The sequence below is a fragment of the Lewinella cohaerens DSM 23179 genome (assembly GCF_000379805.1).
Lineage (GTDB): Bacteria > Bacteroidota > Bacteroidia > Chitinophagales > Saprospiraceae > Lewinella > Lewinella cohaerens.
Map to the genome: position 1 here is coordinate 1 of NZ_KB903576.1, position 18,227 is coordinate 18,227.

Here is an 18,227-nt window from a genome sequence, read left to right on the forward strand (position 1 = left end):
CGCCGGAGAGCTTTTAAATAGTGGAAGAGTTGTTGAGTCATTTATAAAGATCAGAATAATCTTTATATTCGAGGTAGCGCTTAGCTTAATGACCATGAACACGGGACATGCGGAAATTCAAAAATTTTTTCGGCAGAGCCGAAAATTTCCGAACTTCGCATGTCCCGAAAAACGTTGTGCCTCATTAAGAAAAAAAGCAGAGTTCTAACAAGACGAAAGAACTCTGTTGAAATAGAATTTACTTTTTGGGCAGAAGCCTTCCACTAACAGGTTCAAGGTCGTACATTACGAATGATTCGATAATACTTTCCATGTCCTCATTTTCACCGTGGTCGTCCTTGCCTTGTTCAGTTTGGAGAAAGTTGTAAAGCGTTTCTTTTTTATCATAAGTTGCCCATACAACTACGGAGTTTCTCTCTTTATCAACACTGACTTGATATGCGATAAGACCATCAGATTTTTTGTCCATTTTCATCGTTGGACTTTTGGCAATTCCAACCAAATCCTCAAGTTTACCAGGTTTGGCAGTTGAAACAGATACAAAAGTGTACGTTGGATTATTCATATTCATTGCAATTTAAGCTTATTGTTATGTTTTCGATGCAAATATACAATATTACTTCAAATACACAGTAAATTTTGTAATTTTATTCATTTTAGAAGCAAATTGATATAATGGATTACACACTAATCAAGGAATTAATAGCGTATATCGAGGAGTATCAAAAGAAACACTCTTCTGATAAAATTGAAGACTTTACAATTTGGCTCAACAACGAATTGTTTACAAGCAGAAATAAAGTAACACACTCGATACACGATGAATTGTTAATAGCCTTTAAATTGATGTACTTGAACAAGGCATTGAAAAAACAGACTAAAATCGTTCTGTCAGAATCGAATGTTTCCTCTATCGATGAATATAGCTTTCTACTACACTTAGACTTTCAAGAAAGCTTCAGAAAAATGGAAATTGTGGAGTTACATAATCTTGAAGCCCCAACAGGAATAGAAATAATTAAGCGACTGATAAAGAATAAGTTTGTCGAAGAATTTCCAGACAAAGACGACAGGAGAGCCAAAAGAATCAAAATAACTAAAAGCGGCATTAGAGAACTGAGTAAAATTAAGCCAAAAATTGATTTAATTTTCTCTAAATTCACTGAGCCGTTAAATCTCAATGAAAAAGTTCAGGTTAGTGGAATTTTAGATAAGTTAATTGAGTGAAAAATTGAAAACGAGGCACAACAAAGGCTATGATGTCCATGCCTCCTAAACGTCGGCAACGCCACATACACCAACCGTTAGCGGCAAGTGAGAAAAACCAATGAACAAAACAGTTGAGAATTGTTTTTTTGGATTTCGGGTTATGCAAGTTGAGCTTCCAAACTAAGTAGCGAATTGCAGCTTAATCTACAGCATGCAGCCTTACATGAAATACACTACTAAGTATTATAGTAAAAACTCCTAAAGGATTATGAATTATAGATTAATACCAATTTTCCTTGCTACTATCTTTTTTACCTTCCAGGGGACTACACAAACGGTTGGTACACTTCAAAATGATGAATCTAGTCTTCAGGGCTATACCCTTTTCTCACCCTTTTCAGGTACCAAAGCCTGGATGGTAGACAACTGTGGGCAGCTTATCAATTCATGGGACCGAGGAACACGTCCCGGGCTTTCTGCCTATTTTCTTGAAAATGGATTGATGTTGAGAACTTATAAAGCAGCTTTGGAAGGGCCATTTACATCAGCGAGCAATGCCGGAGGCCTCGAACTTGTGGATTGGGACAATAATACCGTCTGGCATTATGAATGGAATACCCCCACAGCGCTTACTCATCATGATGCTGTTTTTATGCCGAATGGGAATATACTAATGTTGACCTGGGAATTAGTTTATACCGATGAATTGATCGAATTGGGCCGTGACCCAAACGAAATCGCAATTGAAGGTTACATGTGGTCAGAGAAAATTGTAGAAATCGAACGGGTCAGTTCCAATGATATAAACGTCATTTGGCAATGGGAAATTAAAGACCATTACATTCAGAATTTTGATGCTTCAAAACAAAATTATGGTGTGATATCGGACCACCCGGAATTATTTAATATCAATCTACCTGACCTGAATAGCAACAATTCCAACGCAACTCGTGATTGGAATCATTTCAATTCGATCGATTATAATGAAAGCCTGGATCAGATTCTGGTTTCGGTACGAAATTCAGATGAAATATGGATCATTGATCACTCAACCACGACTGCCGAAGCAGCTTCTCATGAAGGTGGCTTATATGGACGTGGTGGAGATATTCTATACCGATGGGGTAACGCTTCAGCCTATGAGCGTGGGGAAGTGAATGACCAAAAACTATTTGGTCAACATGGCGCGCATTGGATCAGGGATGATTTGACTGACGCTGGAAAAATAATGCTTTTCAATAATGGGAACGGCCGGCCAGGAACGGATTATTCTACCACAGAAATCCTGATTCCTCCACAGGATGCCAATAGCGGGTATATTATCTCAGACCCCAATCCTTTCGGACCGGAAGAGCCAGAGTGGATTTATGGAGATCAGGTTGGGGAAGATTTTTACTCAGCCTATATGTCTAACGCTCAACGCCTCGTTAATGGAAACACTTTAATCAATGCCGGTTCACCAGGAAGAATTTTTGAGATTGATCCTGATCGAAATACTGTTTGGCAATATGAGGTTCCACTCTTCGGTGATTCTCCAGCGACTCAGGGAGGCAACGTTAATAACAATGCTAATTTTAGGGCTTATAAATATCCGTCTGATTATCTTGGATTTGAAGGTGTTGATTTAACCCCAGGTGCAACCATTGAAAATGGTGAGAATCCTATTGGTTGCGAGATTTTCGTAGGCTTAGAAGAATTAGAGCAAAATGAGCTCTCCATAGATGTTCAGTATTTTCCTGGAGAGAAGAGTTTAAAGATTTTAAATCCTCAAAATGAAAAAGCAGAATTATTTATAGTTGGTGTTAATGGCCGATTCTATCGAAAAGAAAAAATCAATGCTTTAGAGCAAACTTTTCAGCTTCCCCATGATTTGAAAGGGGTTTATTTCGTACAGATTCTTACAGCGCAAGGAGAAGGTTTTAGTAGAAAATTAGTTTTGTTCGGAGGGTGATAAAGTCAGGAGCCGTACCGTATTCTACCAATGTCCGGTCTGCTTGTTCTTTTTGGTGAACGCTGAATACACGAAAAACGTTGTTTATCAGCTAAAACAAGAAACTGAAAAATTATATTTAACGAAAATGAATAACACGAAGAGCATAAGAATACAAAGCAATAGACTTTTGCTAAGACCATTTGTTGAAAGTGATATCGAATGTGTATTCAAAGGACTTTCCCATCCTGACATAATTAAACATTACGGAGTTAGTTTTGACAGTTTGGAAGCAACAAATGAGCAAATGAATTGGTTTGCTAACCTTGAGAAAGAAGGAACGGGAATGTGGTTTGCCGTATGTTCATTAGATAATAAAACTTTTTACGGTGCAGGTGGACTTAATGATTTGAGTAGAGAACATAAAAAAGCGGAAATCGGATTTTGGTTACTGACCGACTTTTGGGGAAAAGGAATTATGACCAAAGCAATGCCATTAATATGTAACTATGGATTTGATAAATTAGGACTACATAGAATCGAAGGTTTTGTCGAATCGGACAATGTGAACTGTAAAAATGCAATGGCAAAACTTGATTTTAAATACGAAGGGACAATGAAAGAATGTGAAATTAAAAATGGGAACTTTATAAGTTTGGACATTTACTCAAAAATAAAAAAAGCCGAACACACAATATGAGAGATCAAATAACAAACGCCCAGCAAAGTACAGGACGACAATCCCACAAAAGTGATTTTCTTTGGAGAAAAAAAACGGCCCACTCTCACTCCAAAAGCTTCCGCACTGCTCGCAAAGCACCGTAGCTGTATTTTTCCTCAAAATGCCGAAATACCTCTCCCAGGCTGAGGTCGGGATGTGCTAAAAGGTAGGGCGAAAGGAGGTCTATTTCCGCCTGACTGACCAAAACGGTAATCGGCAAATCGCCCGTTCCTACCCAATGAGCCAGGTGGCCACTGATGGTTCCTTCTGTCAGTTCGCGTTCAGCGGCAATTTCAGCGATCGTTTTTCCGGCTAGGTGCAGGTCGAGCGTCAACTTTTTGGTGTCGGGCTTGGGAGGCGCTTTAGCAGCAGTAGAGGCAAAATCCAAAAGATCGGTTACCAGCTGATGCTCCTGTACATAAGCGGCCACCATTTCCAGCACGGCCTCGCCATGATCGGCCAGGCGTTTCTTGCCAAAGCCACCCACCCGCAACAACGACTTGCCGTTGGTGGGCAATACCTGGACAATTTCCAGTAGCGTTTTATTGGCAGCAATGGTATAGGCCGCCACCTCTTTTTCTGCGGCTTTCTCTTGCCGCCATTTCACCAACTGTAAATATAATTCGCGGTGGGGCAGATCTTTGGGAATACCCGACAATTTGGGTTGCTTGTCCGGCTTCTTGCCAAAATCGATCTCGGCATTGGCCTTGGCTTTGATGTATGCGGTAGGATCAAAACCGGTATGGATACTTTCAAACAAGCGCAACTTGGTGAAGACCAGCAGCCGTAAGTCATACAGTCGCACATCGACCTGTTTGCGGACATTTTGGTTATCGGTAAGTACATTGAATGATTGCAGTGTGGGCAGCAGTTGGTCGCTCAGGTAGGGAATGAAATATAGCGCAGCTCCTTCCAGGCGTTCCGCCAACTTTTCGTGTTCCGTGGGTAGGCCGCCTTCACGGAAATAAATCTCCAACCAGGGGAGGAACTTATTGCCAATCGTAAATACCTTTTCCTCCATTTCCTGCAACAGTATTTTAAACTGTTCCGGGCCGTCGCCCTGAATAGCTCTTTCGTGTTCCAGCAACGCGCGCAACAACCAGCGAGCCGCCTTTTCGACCACCGAAAAGTTGAACAATTCGCGTAAGCAATCGGCTTGATACAACTGCTTATCGGCGAATAATTGCGCTTCGGTAGGCTGGTTTGCTGCCGTCGTTTCCGAATAATTGCGCACGACCGTATCGGTTCGTACACTGCCCGAATCGATAGGCGTCCGCAGCACAATACCTTCAAAGGTTTTGCAACGACTGAGGGCTACGTATACCTGACCATGCGCAAAAGCAGCTTGTGCGTCGATGATGACTTTGTCGAAGGTCAGGCCCTGGCTTTTATGAATGGTAATAGCCCAGGCCAATTTGAGAGGATGTTGCTCGTAAGTGCCTACCACTTTATCCTCTATCTCTTTGGTTTTAGGGTTGAGTTCGTACTTACGGTTTTCCCAGATGGTAGGATAAACGTCGATAGGTTCCTCGTCGGGGCATTCTACCGTGATGTGGTCGCCAAAAATATCGGTAATCACCCCAATTTTACCGTTGTAATACATCCTGTCGGGATAGCTGTCGTTTTTATTAAACATGACCTGTGCGCCCTCTTTCAAGACAATCTGCTCTTCGTTGGGGTACATCGATGTAGGGAAATCTCCATCGATAACGGCCTTGAAAGTGTGTTCGCGTGCCGCCAGCTGTTGCAACTTTTTCGTATTAATTTGGTGTGCCGTTTTGTTATGAGAGGTAAGCGTAATGTAGCCTTCGTCTTCGGCTGGGCTAAAGTCGGGCTGATACCGCTGGTTGAGGGTTTCCAAGCTAGTGGGATCAATATTGTTGTTGCGTACTTTATTGAGTAGTTCAATAAACTGGCTATCCGATTGCCGAAAAATGTGGGTCAGCTGAATGACCGTTGGTGCCGCTTGCCGCAATGCGATACTGCCAAAAAAGTAAGGCGTAGGATAGTGGCTTTGCATTTGATACCATTCGTCGGGCCTTACGACCGGTGGTAATTGATGGAGATCACCAATCATGAGCAGCTGCAAGCCACCAAAAGGGGTGCTGGCTTGTCGAAAACGTTTGAGTACCGCATCTACGGCATCCAGGATATCGGCTCTGACCATGCTGATTTCATCGATAACCAATAGGTCAAGCCCTTTGATGAGGTCTATTTTTTTACGCGAAAACCTGCGTTTACCAATCTCCAACCTCATCTCATCGGGCGTCATCATCCCAAAAGGCAACTGGAACAGACTGTGAATGGTCACCCCTTTTGCATTGATAGCCGCCACGCCGGTAGGTGCTACCACCGCCATCCGCTTGGGAATCTCCTGACGGACCCGATGCAGGAAAGTAGTTTTACCTGTACCGGCTTTACCCGTTAAAAAAACATGGCGTTTGGTCTGGCTAATGTACTCGAAGGCCAGCTCCAGCTCAGGATTGGTTTCCATAGAAAGCGAAATATTCGTATCGAACTAATGTCATTAAAGTAGGAGAGCAAAGTAAGTGTTTTATTTGAGTGGGAAGTAAGCATATTAGCAATATCTTTTGAGGGGCCAAAAAGGACTATAGTTTAAGAAGGAGCGGAGCTAAACCACTTTAAGATCGGTAAATAGCTACAGAAAACCAAAAAGTATACACTATTCGGAATTGCGTATAAGACGTCAACGCAACAATATACCGACCTTTGTCTTATTCTTTTAAAAACAAAAAAGGACAGATGAGTACTAAAAACCAATTTGGAGAAAAGGGTTGGACGCCTGATCGAATCGGGTCTCTTAAAGGTAAAACATACCTTATAACAGGTACTACAAGTGGTACAGGATTTGAAGCAGCAAGAATATTGCTATCAAAGGGCGCAAAAGTAGTGATGCTAAACCGTAACACGAAAAAATCAGAAGCCACCATAACCACTTTGAAACAAGAGCTTGGTAATGATATAGAGGTAACGAATATACGTATGGACTTGGCAGAACTAGCTTCGGTGAGGAACGCTGCAGAGGAAGTTCTTAAGAATGTTCCTCAAATCGATGCATTGATATGTAACGCTGCCATTGCCCAAGTGCCAAAACAAACGTTTACCGTTGATGGCTTTGAAAGCCAGCTTGGTGTAAACCACTATGGTAACTTTTTACTACAAGCGCTACTTTACCCTCGAATTGAAGCATCGAAAGGACGTATTGTGACGGTAGGAAGTATGGGGTATAATTTAGGTATTAAAACCATTCAGTTTGACGATATGAACTGGGACAAGAACTATGGTGCTAATGATGTTTACAGCCAAAGTAAATTGGCGCAAATTATGACGGTCTATGAATTACAAGACCGGCTAAAAAAAGCGGGCAAGACAGATGTCAAAGCTTATGCTTGTCACCCAGGAGCTTCCTCTACTTCGCTCATCAAAACAAGCGGTAGTTTAATGACGCGGTTCGTATGGCAACTCATGAAGTTGTCTCCATTGGTGCAATCGGCTGAAAAAGGTGCTTATCCAATGTTGATGTGTGCCACAGAACCAAATCTTGACCAAGCTGGTTTTTATGGTCCTACAGGACGAAATTATTGGACTGGCCCGGTCGGCGAATGTAAATTAGAGCCGCACGCAAAAGATAAGCATGCAGCAGAGAAGTTGTGGCAAGTATCGGAAAAGGCAACAGGTTTAGAGTGGAATCTATAAATTTGAGCACCTAAATAAAACAGGAAGACATGGATGTTTTAAAAGCAGCAACAGATTGGGCTAAAGCCGAACTTTTTTCAACCCCATTTTTTATTCTGTTCGGAGTGATATTTATGGTCACAAGTCTTGGATTTTGGCAATTGGGTAAAACCGAGATAGCCAAAGCCTACATCATCCCCACTTTGGTGGCTGGTACATTATTGTTGATTATTGGACTTGGATTATTTTTTACCAATAAATCAAGGATTACGCAATTTGAAACGGCTTATAATACGGATGCCTCGGCTTTTATAGCATCAGAATTGGAGCGTACGGAAGCTACCTTAAGGGAGTATAAAAACGTTGTTTTTACCGCCATTCCCTTAATAATTGCGGCTTGTGCCCTCGTCATCTTCTTTGTCAAGGCACCTATCTGGCGCGCAAGCATGATTACAACCATCGCCATGTTGGTAGTTATTTTGTTGATTGACGGCACTGCCCACGCCAGAATTGATGTGTACCAGAAACAATTGTTAGAAACAGCACAAAAATAAATTGAGCCGACGTTTTTCAAAAAGCTAGCTAAGCGGTTCATTTGAAGCGTGTCAGCTATTTGAAAAACCCAAAAGAAGGCTCCATTTATTTTTTGCGCAATATTTATTCGTAGAAAACGAAATAAAAAAATAAGATGCAGCATTTTGAAACACTATCATCTTACCTAGATTACCTGGAGCTTCCACGCCCGGAGCACCCCATGTTGAGTGTATTTACGGCAATCGGCGCTGGTTTTTTACCCTGTCCGAAAGAGAGTTCACCACCCATAATCAACGATTGCTACACCATTAGCTTTAAGAAAATTGTCAAGGGCGATTTAACCTACGGGCGAACTCAGTATGACTTTACTAACGGTGCGCTATCTAAAACTGAAGAACTATTTCCAACAAAGAAACCGGATTTTGGAAAGTGATGCTCAAGGTCATTTAATTCAAAATTTTGGTAAGATATCCAAGTGCCTTTGATGCCAGCTATGGCCAATAAATCAATGAAGTAAGCCTCCGAATTGTAGGCTCTATCCTTTATCCAGTTGTTGATGATATCGTTAATTCGCAGGAATATTTGTCTATGTTTTCCTCCTTCATGTTTGTCGAATGCTATGTGTAGCGCATCCTTCTGGTCCTTTATTATTCCTGTCAAAGGAGCAATGAAATCCAGGTAGAGTAAGGTTAGGTATAACGGGGAATGCCCTTCTTTTTTATGGTCAATTAAGGTTTGTATATCCATTGTCGTTTGTTAAAGCGGTTGATCGTTTATCGCGCTACCTTAGAACAGTTCTAAAGTAAGACTTTTCTTCGTTTTGTTGTTAACTTCTTTGAGCAGTTGAGTGTATTTTATGAGGAGAAAAAGGTGTAATTGTGAGTATAAGTTTTTCTTATACTTGAATAAACACTATAGGAGATAATTATCGTAATTTTGATTTATCAAACAACTTAAAAAATATCCCAATGGAATCTAATAAGCCTTCAGACCATCCAACAGGTGGAAGTTATAGTATAAATGGTGAAAATAAATGCCCATTTATGGGCGGAGAGACCAAAGCCAGCGCAGGCGGTGGCACTTCTAACCGTGATTGGTGGCCGAACCAATTGAAACTGAATATTCTTCGTCAACATTCTCAGCTGTCTAACCCGATGGGCGAAGATTTTGATTATGCCGAAGCGTTTAAGAGTTTAGACTTGGCTGCAGTAAAGCAAGATCTTTATGATCTGATGACGGACTCTCAGGATTGGTGGCCAGCCGATTATGGTCATTACGGGCCATTATTTATTCGCATGGCATGGCACAGTGCAGGTACTTACCGTATTTCTGATGGCCGTGGTGGTGGTGGTTCTGGTAGCCAGCGCTTTGCACCACTCAACAGTTGGCCTGATAACGGCAACCTGGATAAGGCACGTATCCTATTATGGCCCGTTAAGCAGAAATACGGCAATAAAATCTCCTGGGCAGATTTGATGATCCTGGCAGGCAACTGTGCTTTGGAGTCAATGGGCTTTGAAACCTTCGGTTTTGGAGGTGGACGTGCAGATATTTGGGAGCCAGAAGAAGATGTCTACTGGGGTGCAGAAACCGAATGGTTAGGCGATAAGCGCTATACCGGCGACCGGGAACTGGAAAACCCACTGGGTGCCGTACAAATGGGACTCATCTATGTAAACCCGGAAGGGCCTAACGGAAACCCTGATCCACTTGCTTCGGCGGTAGATATTCGGGAGACCTTCGGCCGGATGGCTATGAATGACGAAGAGACGGTAGCACTAGTGGCTGGCGGACACACCTTTGGTAAAGCACACGGTGCTGCTGACCCAGATGAATATGTAGGAAGAGAACCTGCCGGAGCGAGTATCGAAGAGCAAAGCTTAGGCTGGAAAAATAGCTTTGGTACCGGGCACGGAAATGATACGATCACGAGTGGTGTTGAAGGCGCATGGACGCCTAACCCTACCAAGTGGGATGATGATTACTTCAAAGTGTTGTTTGATTACGAATGGGAATTAACCAAGAGCCCGGCCGGAGCACACCAGTGGACGCCTACAAAAGCTTCTGCTGCTCGTATGGCACCTTCTGCCCACGATGCGTCTAAGACCGAAGCCTTGATGATGACTACGGCAGATATGGCGTTGAAGTTAGATCCTATCTACGAGCCTATCTCGAGACGCTTTATGGCCAATCCAGATGAGTTCGCTGCTGCGTTTGCTCGTGCTTGGTTCAAGCTGACGCACCGCGATATGGGGCCAGTTGCTCGTTACCTCGGTGCAGAAGTACCTACACAAGAATTTATCTGGCAAGACCCGATTCCTGCGGTTACGCATGAATTGATCAACGATAATGATGTTGCAGCGCTGAAAGAAACGATTTTGGCTACTGGCTTGTCGGTATCAGAGTTGGTAAGTACAGCCTGGGCTTCTGCCGCTACTTTCCGTGGCTCTGACAAGCGTGGCGGTGCCAATGGTGCACGCATTCGTTTGGCTCCACAAAAAGATTGGGAGGCTAACAACCCCGCTCAATTGGCAAAAGTGCTGAAAGCTTTGGAAGGCGTTAAAGCTGCTTTCAAGAAGGAGGTCTCTATGGCCGACTTGATTGTTTTAGCAGGTTGTGCTGGTGTAGAAAAAGCGGCTAAGAATGCTGGCCATGATATCACTGTACCGTTTACCCCTGGTCGTGGCGATGCTACGCAGGAACAGACAGACGTGGAAGGTTTTGCACCATTAGAGCCGAGAGCAGACGGATTCCGTAATTATTTCAAGCCTGTATATCAAACTACAGCAGAAGAAATGCTGGTAGACCGTGCACAGTTGATGACTTTAACGGCTCCTGAAATGACGGTGCTTTTAGGTGGTATGCGTGTATTGAACACGAACTTTGATAATTCTCAGCACGGGGTGTTCACCAAGCGTCCTGAGGCACTTACCAATGACTTTTTTGCGAATCTACTCGATTTGGGCACTACCTGGAAAGCAACTTCGGATGATCAGTATGTATTCGAAGGCCATGACCGCAAGACGGGTGACCTCAAGTGGACTGGTACTCGCGCTGACCTGATCTTCGGATCCAACTCAGAGCTTCGTGCTATCGCAGAAGTTTATGGATGCGGTGATGGAGAGAAAAAGTTTGTAACGGACTTTGTGGCAGCATGGAATAAGGTGATGAATCTTGATCGCTTTGACTTGAAGTAAATGTCAAAAGACATTTGTAATATATTTAAGAGGTGGCCTGGAAACAGGTCACCTCTTTTATTTTGTATTGTAAGCGCAAACTACTGCGTAACAGCTAATAAACCACTACTCGCTGCGACCAAGATTGATCTTCTGAAGATAACACGAGGGTGAAAACACCGGAGGGCAAACCATTTATTTTTAGTTCATTGACTCCTGTTTGTAAGGTGTTGTATACTCGAACGACCTGCCCTGTCGGATTGATCAATTTGGCACTGAGGTTGCTTTCGTTTTCTGTTTTAAATCCAGGTACATGATGTTGGACGCTGGGTTTGGCCAAACCTTTAACAGAGGAGAGGGCTGCTGATCAGCAACAGAAACAGAACCAGGATAGGCTAAGAGTTTGATCGGATGCTCATTAAGGCCTCCAATGGTTGTTTTGTAGAAATTTAGCAACATTCTTTTGATGCCTTTATCATAATCTAATGTTCCAAAATCATAGACTCTATTATAATCTTGGGAGGCATAATAGTGCAGCAAGTTTAGTGTAGCGTCATATTGTTTTGCAATCAAATGAGCATGGTGTAGCGCATTTCTTGAGGTTTCTGAAAACGAGATAGGTAGGAGTATATTTTTTATTTAGGCTATTGTAAAAACGCGTTTTTATTATTTCGCTAACTGATTAAAGTTAGGCATTTTTAGGTATTCATAAACATCTTTTTGAAGCTCTGCTGGCGGAATTTCTTGCCACCTGAGTCTTTTTTGAGGCGTAGTAAGTCAAGGCAATGGAATTGGGTCGGTGTATTATCGTAGCGTACTTTTAGGATACTTCGACAAGAAAATTATAAATTGGATGACCTTGATAGATTGAACCAGGCGGTTGCCAAATGCTCCGGCTGAAATGGCGATCATTTCATACCTGTCCAATTTGACTTTTCGGAAGAGTATATTACGAGGCGTCAAGACTCATTTTTATTGAGAATCACAATTTGAAACCTATAATTTGAAAAAGTTAATTAAAGCCTTACTTAGCTTCGGGCCGGGCATATTCGCCATAGGATATACTGTTGGTACGGGTAGTGTTACCGCAATGATTGTTGCCGGAAACAATTATGGGATGGACTTGCTTTGGGTACTGTTTTTTAGTTGCCTTTTTTCAGGGGTACTTATTTATGTATCAGGTAGTTATTATCTGTCAACAGGGGAGACGGCTCTTTATGCCGTTCGAAAGCATTTTCCAATGGGGAAGGGCATTGCGATCGCTATTATAGCGGCTGTCGGGATAGGGCAATGGAATTCTTTGATCGGGATTTTAGGGATTACATCGAATGTCATTTTTGAAATTTTAGTACTTAATTTCCCTGGCCTCGAGGGGCAAAAGTATGCAGTGGTTTTAGGGCTAGCAATACTAATCATCGGTATTTTTTATTTGCTGCTAATTAAAGGGAGTTATACCATCTTTGAAAAAGTCCTGGCGCTTTTTGTCACCATGATGGGCCTGTCATTTGTGTTTACACTGTTTTTTGTTTTCCCGCTTCCGGCAGATATTATTCGTGGATTGGTACCTAAAATACCTGAAGTTGAAGGTGCAGGTATTTTAATTGCCGCATTCGTTGGAACCACCATGGCGTCTGCTACCTTCGTATCACGACCCTTGTTTATTCAAGGTAAAGGCTGGACCAAGGACGATTTTCAAACACAGAAAAATGATTCGATCATTGCTGCGATATTGATATTTACAATCAGTGGGTCGATTATGGCCGTAGCAAGTGGTAGCCTGTATGGCACAGGAACGGAAATAACCCACGTTTTGGATATGTCTAAAGCATTAGAGCCATCCGTTGGGAAATTTGCGGTGAGCATATTTTTTGCAGGAACATTGAGTGCGGGGCTTTCTTCTATTTTCCCGTGTATGATGATTGTTCCCTTGATGCTTGGGGATTTTAACTCGGGGGAACTGGATGTCACCTCAACGCGGTTTAAGGTGATTACCGGGATCGCAAGCATCTTGGCACTGAGTGTGCCGATTTTTGGTTTTAATCCAATTCAAGGACAGATATTTACCCAGGTCTTTAATGTTTTTGCACTGCCGATGGTGGTGGTTAGTTTCCTGGTTTTGTGGAACCGCAAAAATGCTGGTCTACCTACAGGGCGTTGGCTTACCAACATCATACTGGTTGGTGCTTTTGTGTTTTCCATTATCATTATGGTCAATGGATTAAAGGACATTTTTGGATAGAACCGCTATTATTAAACCGTAGCTCGGGCTGAAGCCCAAGTTACGGTGCCTAACCTGAAAAATATTATTACTATGAATATCTTGATGCGTGTATTTCTTCTGTCGGTACTGAGTATCTCCATAATAAGTTGCGGGGCAGAAGCCACCAAGGATGCCGAGAGTACTTCCGAAAGCGAGACTCGGTATCCCAGTGATGTATTACCTTCGGTAGACCAATGGGGGATTCTGCTAGGCAATGGAGAGAGCCGCCGAGATTTAAAGGATTTTGAGCATAAGGACTATTTTTATACGGCCAATGATGGCACCGAATGGGTCGTTTATAAAGCGCCTAATGGTGGCATTACTTCCCCAAATTCCCACAACACAAGGACGGAATTGGGCCAAAAGGAGAGATGGACACCTGAAATTGGCGGGAAACTGACGGGCACTTTAAAGGTTATGCACGTTTCGACCTCTGGTGACGCCAGGGTGGCTGCATCTTACTCTGTCGTTGTTGGGCAAATTCACAGCGGAGATGGGCACGAAAACGAGCCATTAAAAATCTATTACAAAAAGTTCCCAGGACATACAAAGGGTTCTGTATTCTGGAATTACGAAATCAATACCGAAGGTGATAATTCGGGGAGATGGGATTTTTCAACGGCGGTATGGGGGCATGATATGTCGGTGATCGGTACTGCTCCGGATACTTACCCCGCAGCGCCTGAAGACGGTATTGAGCTAGGGGAGGAGTTTAGTTATGAAGTTAACGTCTATGAAGGCATGATGTACCTTACGTTTAAAAGTGAGGGGCACGAAACGAAAACATTCACGAAGAACCTTCTGGCTTCGGAGTATGTAAGTAAATCTGATATTCCTCAGCAGATTTTGACTTTGTATAGTGTGATAGGCCGTGATGGAACAGAAAAGGCAAATGCTTACGAGGGAGAAGCACAGTTCTTCAAACAAGGAGCGTATAATCAAACCAATGGCAGAGCTCCTGAGACGAATATGGTTTGGAGCACTGGCGCAGCAACTTTTGATGGAGATGTAAACCAACAATATGCTAACGGTAGCTACACCGAAGTGTGGTTCAGGGCATCGTCCGTTGGTCCGGGAACAGCTCCTACTCAGGAATAAACAAGCTCTAATAAAACTTATATGATGGCTAAAAAAGTAGTAACATTTGGAGAAGTAATGATGCGTTTGTCTCCGCCGGGCTATGCAAAATTTGCGCAAGCAACTTCTTTCGATCTTGTTTATGGAGGTGGTGAGGCGAATGTAGCAATTTCGTGTGCCTATCTTGGTATGAAAGCAGCCCACGTGACCCGTTTTCCGGACAATGCGCTTGGAAAAGCGGCGACTCAATTTTTGCGTCATCATTGGTTGAGTACGGAGCATGTTTTGTACGGTGGGGCCATGTTGGGCAAGTATTTTCTCGAAAAAGGAGCTGTTCACAGGCCTAGTGAGGTAATCTATGAAAGGGTAGGGTCTGCTTTCTCTTTAATAGAACCGTCGATGGTCGATTGGGAAGACGTCCTCAAAGACGCAGACTGGTTCCATTGGACAGGGATTACTCCCGCCATTTCGGAAGGGGCCGCCATGTGCTGCCTTGATGCCATCAAAACAGCAAATCGAATGGGTATACCCGTTTCTGGGGATATTAATTCGCGCCAAAATATGTGGAAGTATGGGAAAACCATGCAAGAGGTTATGCCAGCGTTGGTAGAAAGTTGTGATATTGTAATTACCAGCCGTCGTGGTATTCGTGAAATGTTTGGGCTTGGTGATCTAGATTCTAAATTTCGGGTTTCAGCCAAAGCGCTAATGGACACTTTCCCAAAAATTAAGAAGGTAGTGGGCAAAACGAGAACTTCTGTAAGCGCTTCCCATCAGCAAATACAGGGTAAAATGTGGAATGGAGAGGAGTATCTTAAAACGGAGCGGTTAAACATCACCCACGTTATCGATCGTGTAGGCACCGGGGATGCTTTTGCTGCTGGCCTAGTCTATGGGTTGCTGCATTATGAAGATGATATGCAAGCTTTGGATTTTGCTTCAGCTGCTTGTGCGCTAAAACATACCGTTCCTGGGGATGTAAATTTGGTGTCCCTGGAAAATGTAATAGACTTAATGGAAGGTGATACTTCCGGAGCAATAAAAAGGTAGGTTGGGCTTTGGCACTGCGCTCAGGTATTATGTTTCTTCTGTTTAAAAACAGTAATCCCTATGCAACATACAAATACATCAATTCAATTATTGGGGCTTGTTTTCCTTGTCTGCTCAATTGCTACGCAGGCGAAATCCCAAGACAGTGAAGCGACTGCGCTTACTACAGCTACGAAGTGGATCAAGATCGATGATTTTGAGTCGTCTGATACTTGGGAACATTGGACGCTGGCAGATACAAAAAACGATACTGATCCAAGGGTTGAGCATCCGCAAGTCACGGAAGTGCGTAGCGAAGAGGATAGACAAAACAGCTATCTGATAAAAAAGCCTGCTGCTGAAGGGGTCGTAGGGAATCGCAAGGCGCTCAGTTACCTGGAATTACCTGTTGCGGTAGAAGTGGGGGAGACCTACACCTTTTATACCCGGATCAATGTCGAGTATTTTCCAAATAACCATGTATTCGGCTTGAGCAATCTAGCACCAGAAGAGATTAATCTCCAGGATTACAATGCACTGGAACCAAGCCTGCGTGTGACCGACAAGCACGAATCCGATGGTACCCAAAACGATGGTACTTTGATGGTGCGTAAGAATGGAGGGTACGCTAGAATTTTCAACGAGGAGGCCAGCAGAACGGCCAATCCGATGCAAACCAATACCTGGTACGAGGTCTGGTATGTTGTGAATAACGAAAGGGCATCCAAAGGAGGGCAGTCCTATGATGTCTACATTCGCGGAGGCGATGAATTTCCTCACCAGCAGTGCGTGTACATTGGAGCCGATTTCCGAATGCAGCGGGAGCTTCCGCTCATTTACTTTCTCACCAACTGTAACACAGGCCCTGCCGATGCCCCTTATGGCAACGGAGGCTTGCGCTACGATGATCTGTATATGGCGGCTGGAGTTGTACTGACGGCACCTCCGAACTAGTGCCTTCGTATCAAAAGTAGACCTAGGTAGGAGAATAAGAACTTGTACGGCTAAGTCTCGTATTCATGAGGACTATTACAATTAAACTTATTACGCCAAGCGAAATAAGCCATAAGTAATTATTCTCAGCTGCTGCTGTTTGAAAGTTTATCGAAGATTTATAGTTGTTGTTCAAGCTTAAAATAACATGTTCTGCTCTTCCGGCTATGTTGTAGGAAAAAATGGTTTGATGATTTTTATTTTCATTAAAAGCAGGAATGTCGACATCAATATGCTCGATCTGTTCTATAAAAGCGGGAAGCACAAACTTTAGGTCTGTTTGATGGCTGCCGAGCTTTATTCCGCCTTTTTGCAAGGTGATTTCATGATTGTTTACTGATAAGTTGAAATTACGTTTCACGTAATCAACAATCAATTCTTCAAATTGCTTTTGGTCCATGCCCTCAAGTTCTTGTTGGTCATGTGTTTGTAGCAATGCTTGGTTGACACCATCCTGGCTGAGGTTGACGGTCAATAAACTTGCTTGCTCCCCAACTTCAAGGTGATACCTGGCTGATAGTGGGTTGTGCCCCAAAGCGTAAGATGGGCTGATTACAAGAATCAGCCCACTAATCATTATTTTTATCAATAGATTATTCATAACGGAAAGAGTTATTTGCAGCGACGCCTTTTAGACATTTAGGAACATTTGCGGCAAGGGTGGTGCTTGCTACATAGTGATATACCCCATCAGGGTATTCATCCGTCTCAGCTGTTCTTCCACCACAATCATCTAAATCGGTGGGTTCAGCTGCGTAAGCATAGATTGGAAATCCATCTTTAGCAAAACCGACCAATTGTACGCCAGTAGTCTGCGTAACATTGGTACAAGCTATTTCTGTAATCCCGTTTGCTTCCAGTACTTGATTAACGACTTCGGGGATGAAGTGCCAATGGTAATAACCTGCAGGGTCGTGGTGGCCACCACAGGGATCCAGGGAAGGGAAATTTATTTCTGATCCACCGCCACCGGGGCCGCCCATGGCAGGGCCGTTTATCGCAGATGGAGGATCTCCGTTTATAGGAATACCATCCAAGGAAAGGCCTATTAATTCTACTTCTGAAATAACATTATTAGTGTTGGCCAATTTGGGCTCAGCAGGGATGATAAAAGTTAGCAGAAGATTATCATTCGCTGCAGCGGCCAAACAGTAGGATTGATCGAGGCTAGGTGCCCCACTTGTAAAATCGTCAATGTTTACGGTGCCATCAGCATTGACCATATTGTAACCGTCAGCTTCGATATCATTCAGTAACTCTGCTGCAAAAAACCTTAATCCAGGATTGGTAGCGCCATCATAAAAGCCCATTCCTGCAACATCATTAATCGTTTCCGGGCAAAATGGGCCATTTTCAACAGGGTTACTTGTAAACGTAATCTGGAAACACTCGGCCGAAGTACCATCTTCTAAGGTAGCGGTAATCATTTCGAATGAAACCAAAGAGCTACTATTGAATAGTGGTTCGGTAATCAAAAAGGCTTCATCTGTTGGAATATCTACGATGACTTCATCATCGGTATTGCACGTTAGTAACAAAAGCGAAAGAAATAGGGAGAACCCTAATATATAGGTGGATTGTTTCATTTTTTTTGGGTTGTGG

The 18,227-nt window shown here is 43.1% G+C and carries 18 protein-coding genes and 1 pseudogene; 12 read left to right on the forward strand and 7 right to left on the reverse strand.

The window, feature by feature from the left end; translation table 11 throughout:
- On the forward strand, nt 1-208 hold a 208-nt coding region (locus A3EU_RS34880), incomplete at its 5' end, for a hypothetical protein (protein ID WP_044086491.1).
- A 30-nt stretch (nt 209-238) separates the two neighbouring features.
- Here A3EU_RS34880 and A3EU_RS0123210 read toward each other — a convergent pair.
- On the reverse strand, nt 239-565 hold the full coding sequence (locus tag A3EU_RS0123210; RefSeq protein WP_156825877.1) for a hypothetical protein: 327 nt from the start codon (nt 563-565) through the stop codon (nt 239-241).
- Nucleotides 566-675: 110 nt separating this feature from the next.
- On the opposite strand from A3EU_RS0123210, the gene A3EU_RS0123215 reads away from it, so the two are divergent.
- From A3EU_RS0123215 to A3EU_RS0123225, 3 genes are all read left to right on the forward strand, one after another.
- Nucleotides 676-1,227 carry a MarR family winged helix-turn-helix transcriptional regulator gene (locus A3EU_RS0123215; RefSeq protein ID WP_020538589.1) on the forward strand — a complete coding sequence of 184 codons (552 nt, stop codon included), beginning with the start codon at nt 676-678 and terminating at the stop codon, nt 1,225-1,227.
- Between the two features lie 250 nt (nt 1,228-1,477).
- Nucleotides 1,478-3,160 (forward strand): aryl-sulfate sulfotransferase, encoded by a 1,683-nt coding sequence (locus A3EU_RS31560; RefSeq protein ID WP_020538590.1) that lies wholly within the window; start codon nt 1,478-1,480, stop codon nt 3,158-3,160.
- A gap of 127 nt (nt 3,161-3,287) precedes the next feature.
- The gene (locus A3EU_RS0123225) at nt 3,288-3,839 is read left to right on the forward strand and encodes a GNAT family N-acetyltransferase (RefSeq protein ID WP_020538591.1); all 552 of its coding nucleotides are present in this window, start codon (nt 3,288-3,290) and stop codon (nt 3,837-3,839) included.
- 85 nt (nt 3,840-3,924) lie between these two features.
- Here the strand turns inward: A3EU_RS0123225 and A3EU_RS0123230 are convergent, their stop codons facing one another.
- Nucleotides 3,925-6,354 carry a helix-turn-helix domain-containing protein gene (locus A3EU_RS0123230; protein WP_020538592.1) on the reverse strand — a complete coding sequence of 810 codons (2,430 nt, stop codon included), beginning with the start codon at nt 6,352-6,354 and terminating at the stop codon, nt 3,925-3,927.
- Between the two features lie 269 nt (nt 6,355-6,623).
- Between A3EU_RS0123230 and A3EU_RS0123235 the strand changes: the two genes are divergently transcribed.
- The 3 genes and pseudogenes from A3EU_RS0123235 to A3EU_RS35400 form a co-directional block, all read left to right on the forward strand.
- On the forward strand, nt 6,624-7,577 hold the full coding sequence (locus A3EU_RS0123235; RefSeq protein WP_020538593.1) for an SDR family oxidoreductase: 954 nt from the start codon (nt 6,624-6,626) through the stop codon (nt 7,575-7,577).
- A gap of 29 nt (nt 7,578-7,606) precedes the next feature.
- Nucleotides 7,607-8,110, forward strand: a complete 504-nt coding sequence (locus A3EU_RS0123240) for a hypothetical protein (protein WP_020538594.1) — start codon at nt 7,607-7,609, stop codon at nt 8,108-8,110.
- 134 nt (nt 8,111-8,244) lie between these two features.
- Nucleotides 8,245-8,472 (forward strand): annotated as a pseudogene (locus tag A3EU_RS35400) (helix-turn-helix domain-containing protein); the annotation flags it as partial.
- Here A3EU_RS35400 and A3EU_RS34630 read toward each other — a convergent pair.
- Nucleotides 8,445-8,837: a hypothetical protein gene (locus tag A3EU_RS34630; RefSeq protein WP_020538595.1), complete on the reverse strand. Its 393-nt coding sequence runs from the start codon at nt 8,835-8,837 to the stop codon at nt 8,445-8,447. The pseudogene A3EU_RS35400 and the gene A3EU_RS34630 sit on opposite strands and share 28 nt — an antisense overlap.
- A 221-nt stretch (nt 8,838-9,058) precedes the next feature.
- Between A3EU_RS34630 and katG the strand changes: the two genes are divergently transcribed.
- Nucleotides 9,059-11,287, forward strand: a complete 2,229-nt coding sequence (gene katG, locus A3EU_RS0123250) for a catalase/peroxidase HPI (RefSeq protein ID WP_020538596.1) — start codon at nt 9,059-9,061, stop codon at nt 11,285-11,287.
- A 94-nt stretch (nt 11,288-11,381) separates the two neighbouring features.
- Here the strand turns inward: katG and A3EU_RS33710 are convergent, their stop codons facing one another.
- Nucleotides 11,382-11,606, reverse strand: a complete 225-nt coding sequence (locus A3EU_RS33710; protein ID WP_071596870.1) for a T9SS type A sorting domain-containing protein — start codon at nt 11,604-11,606, stop codon at nt 11,382-11,384.
- Nucleotides 11,531-11,905 (reverse strand): universal stress protein, encoded by a 375-nt coding sequence (locus A3EU_RS35605; RefSeq protein ID WP_083937547.1) that lies wholly within the window; start codon nt 11,903-11,905, stop codon nt 11,531-11,533. The genes A3EU_RS33710 and A3EU_RS35605 overlap by 76 nt, the downstream gene beginning before the upstream one ends.
- A gap of 364 nt (nt 11,906-12,269) precedes the next feature.
- Here A3EU_RS35605 and A3EU_RS0123260 point away from each other — a divergent pair, with 364 nt between their 5' ends.
- The 4 genes from A3EU_RS0123260 to A3EU_RS0123275 all read left to right on the forward strand — a co-directional run bounded on the left by A3EU_RS0123260 (nt 12,270) and on the right by A3EU_RS0123275 (nt 16,586).
- Complete coding sequence (locus A3EU_RS0123260; RefSeq protein WP_020538598.1) at nt 12,270-13,505, forward strand: Nramp family divalent metal transporter; 1,236 nt, start codon at nt 12,270-12,272, stop codon at nt 13,503-13,505.
- Between the two features lie 72 nt (nt 13,506-13,577).
- Complete coding sequence (locus tag A3EU_RS0123265; protein ID WP_020538599.1) at nt 13,578-14,624, forward strand: polysaccharide lyase family 7 protein; 1,047 nt, start codon at nt 13,578-13,580, stop codon at nt 14,622-14,624.
- A gap of 24 nt (nt 14,625-14,648) precedes the next feature.
- Complete coding sequence (locus A3EU_RS0123270; RefSeq protein ID WP_020538600.1) at nt 14,649-15,653, forward strand: PfkB family carbohydrate kinase; 1,005 nt, start codon at nt 14,649-14,651, stop codon at nt 15,651-15,653.
- Nucleotides 15,654-15,713: 60 nt separating this feature from the next.
- Nucleotides 15,714-16,586: a hypothetical protein gene (locus A3EU_RS0123275; protein WP_020538601.1), complete on the forward strand. Its 873-nt coding sequence runs from the start codon at nt 15,714-15,716 to the stop codon at nt 16,584-16,586.
- A 22-nt stretch (nt 16,587-16,608) separates the two neighbouring features.
- Here the strand turns inward: A3EU_RS0123275 and A3EU_RS0123280 are convergent, their stop codons facing one another.
- Entirely contained in the window at nt 16,609-17,226 is a 618-nt protein-coding gene (locus A3EU_RS0123280) for a hypothetical protein (RefSeq protein ID WP_156825878.1), read from the reverse strand.
- A complete protein-coding gene (locus tag A3EU_RS0123285; RefSeq protein WP_020538603.1) occupies nt 17,219-18,211 on the reverse strand; it encodes a YHYH protein in 993 nt (330 codons plus the stop codon). Before A3EU_RS0123285 ends, A3EU_RS0123280 begins: the two co-directional genes overlap by 8 nt.
- Nucleotides 18,212-18,227: the final 16 nt, after the last annotated feature.

What these genes read in the sequence shown, in the direction of transcription:
- A3EU_RS0123210 (WP_156825877.1), bottom strand. Translation starts at nt 565, where the DNA reads ATGAATAATCCAACGTACACTTTTGTATCTGTTTCAACTGCCAAACCT.
- A3EU_RS0123215 (WP_020538589.1), top strand. Translation starts at nt 676, where the DNA reads ATGGATTACACACTAATCAAGGAATTAATAGCGTATATCGAGGAGTAT.
- A3EU_RS31560 (WP_020538590.1), top strand. Translation starts at nt 1,478, where the DNA reads ATGAATTATAGATTAATACCAATTTTCCTTGCTACTATCTTTTTTACC.
- A3EU_RS0123225 (WP_020538591.1), top strand. Translation starts at nt 3,288, where the DNA reads ATGAATAACACGAAGAGCATAAGAATACAAAGCAATAGACTTTTGCTA.
- A3EU_RS0123230 (WP_020538592.1), bottom strand. Translation starts at nt 6,354, where the DNA reads ATGGAAACCAATCCTGAGCTGGAGCTGGCCTTCGAGTACATTAGCCAG.
- A3EU_RS0123235 (WP_020538593.1), top strand. Translation starts at nt 6,624, where the DNA reads ATGAGTACTAAAAACCAATTTGGAGAAAAGGGTTGGACGCCTGATCGA.
- A3EU_RS0123240 (WP_020538594.1), top strand. Translation starts at nt 7,607, where the DNA reads ATGGATGTTTTAAAAGCAGCAACAGATTGGGCTAAAGCCGAACTTTTT.
- A3EU_RS34630 (WP_020538595.1), bottom strand. Translation starts at nt 8,837, where the DNA reads ATGGATATACAAACCTTAATTGACCATAAAAAAGAAGGGCATTCCCCG.
- katG (WP_020538596.1), top strand. Translation starts at nt 9,059, where the DNA reads ATGGAATCTAATAAGCCTTCAGACCATCCAACAGGTGGAAGTTATAGT.
- A3EU_RS0123265 (WP_020538599.1), top strand. Translation starts at nt 13,578, where the DNA reads ATGAATATCTTGATGCGTGTATTTCTTCTGTCGGTACTGAGTATCTCC.
- A3EU_RS0123270 (WP_020538600.1), top strand. Translation starts at nt 14,649, where the DNA reads ATGGCTAAAAAAGTAGTAACATTTGGAGAAGTAATGATGCGTTTGTCT.
- A3EU_RS0123275 (WP_020538601.1), top strand. Translation starts at nt 15,714, where the DNA reads ATGCAACATACAAATACATCAATTCAATTATTGGGGCTTGTTTTCCTT.
- A3EU_RS0123280 (WP_156825878.1), bottom strand. Translation starts at nt 17,226, where the DNA reads ATGAATAATCTATTGATAAAAATAATGATTAGTGGGCTGATTCTTGTA.
- A3EU_RS0123285 (WP_020538603.1), bottom strand. Translation starts at nt 18,211, where the DNA reads ATGAAACAATCCACCTATATATTAGGGTTCTCCCTATTTCTTTCGCTT.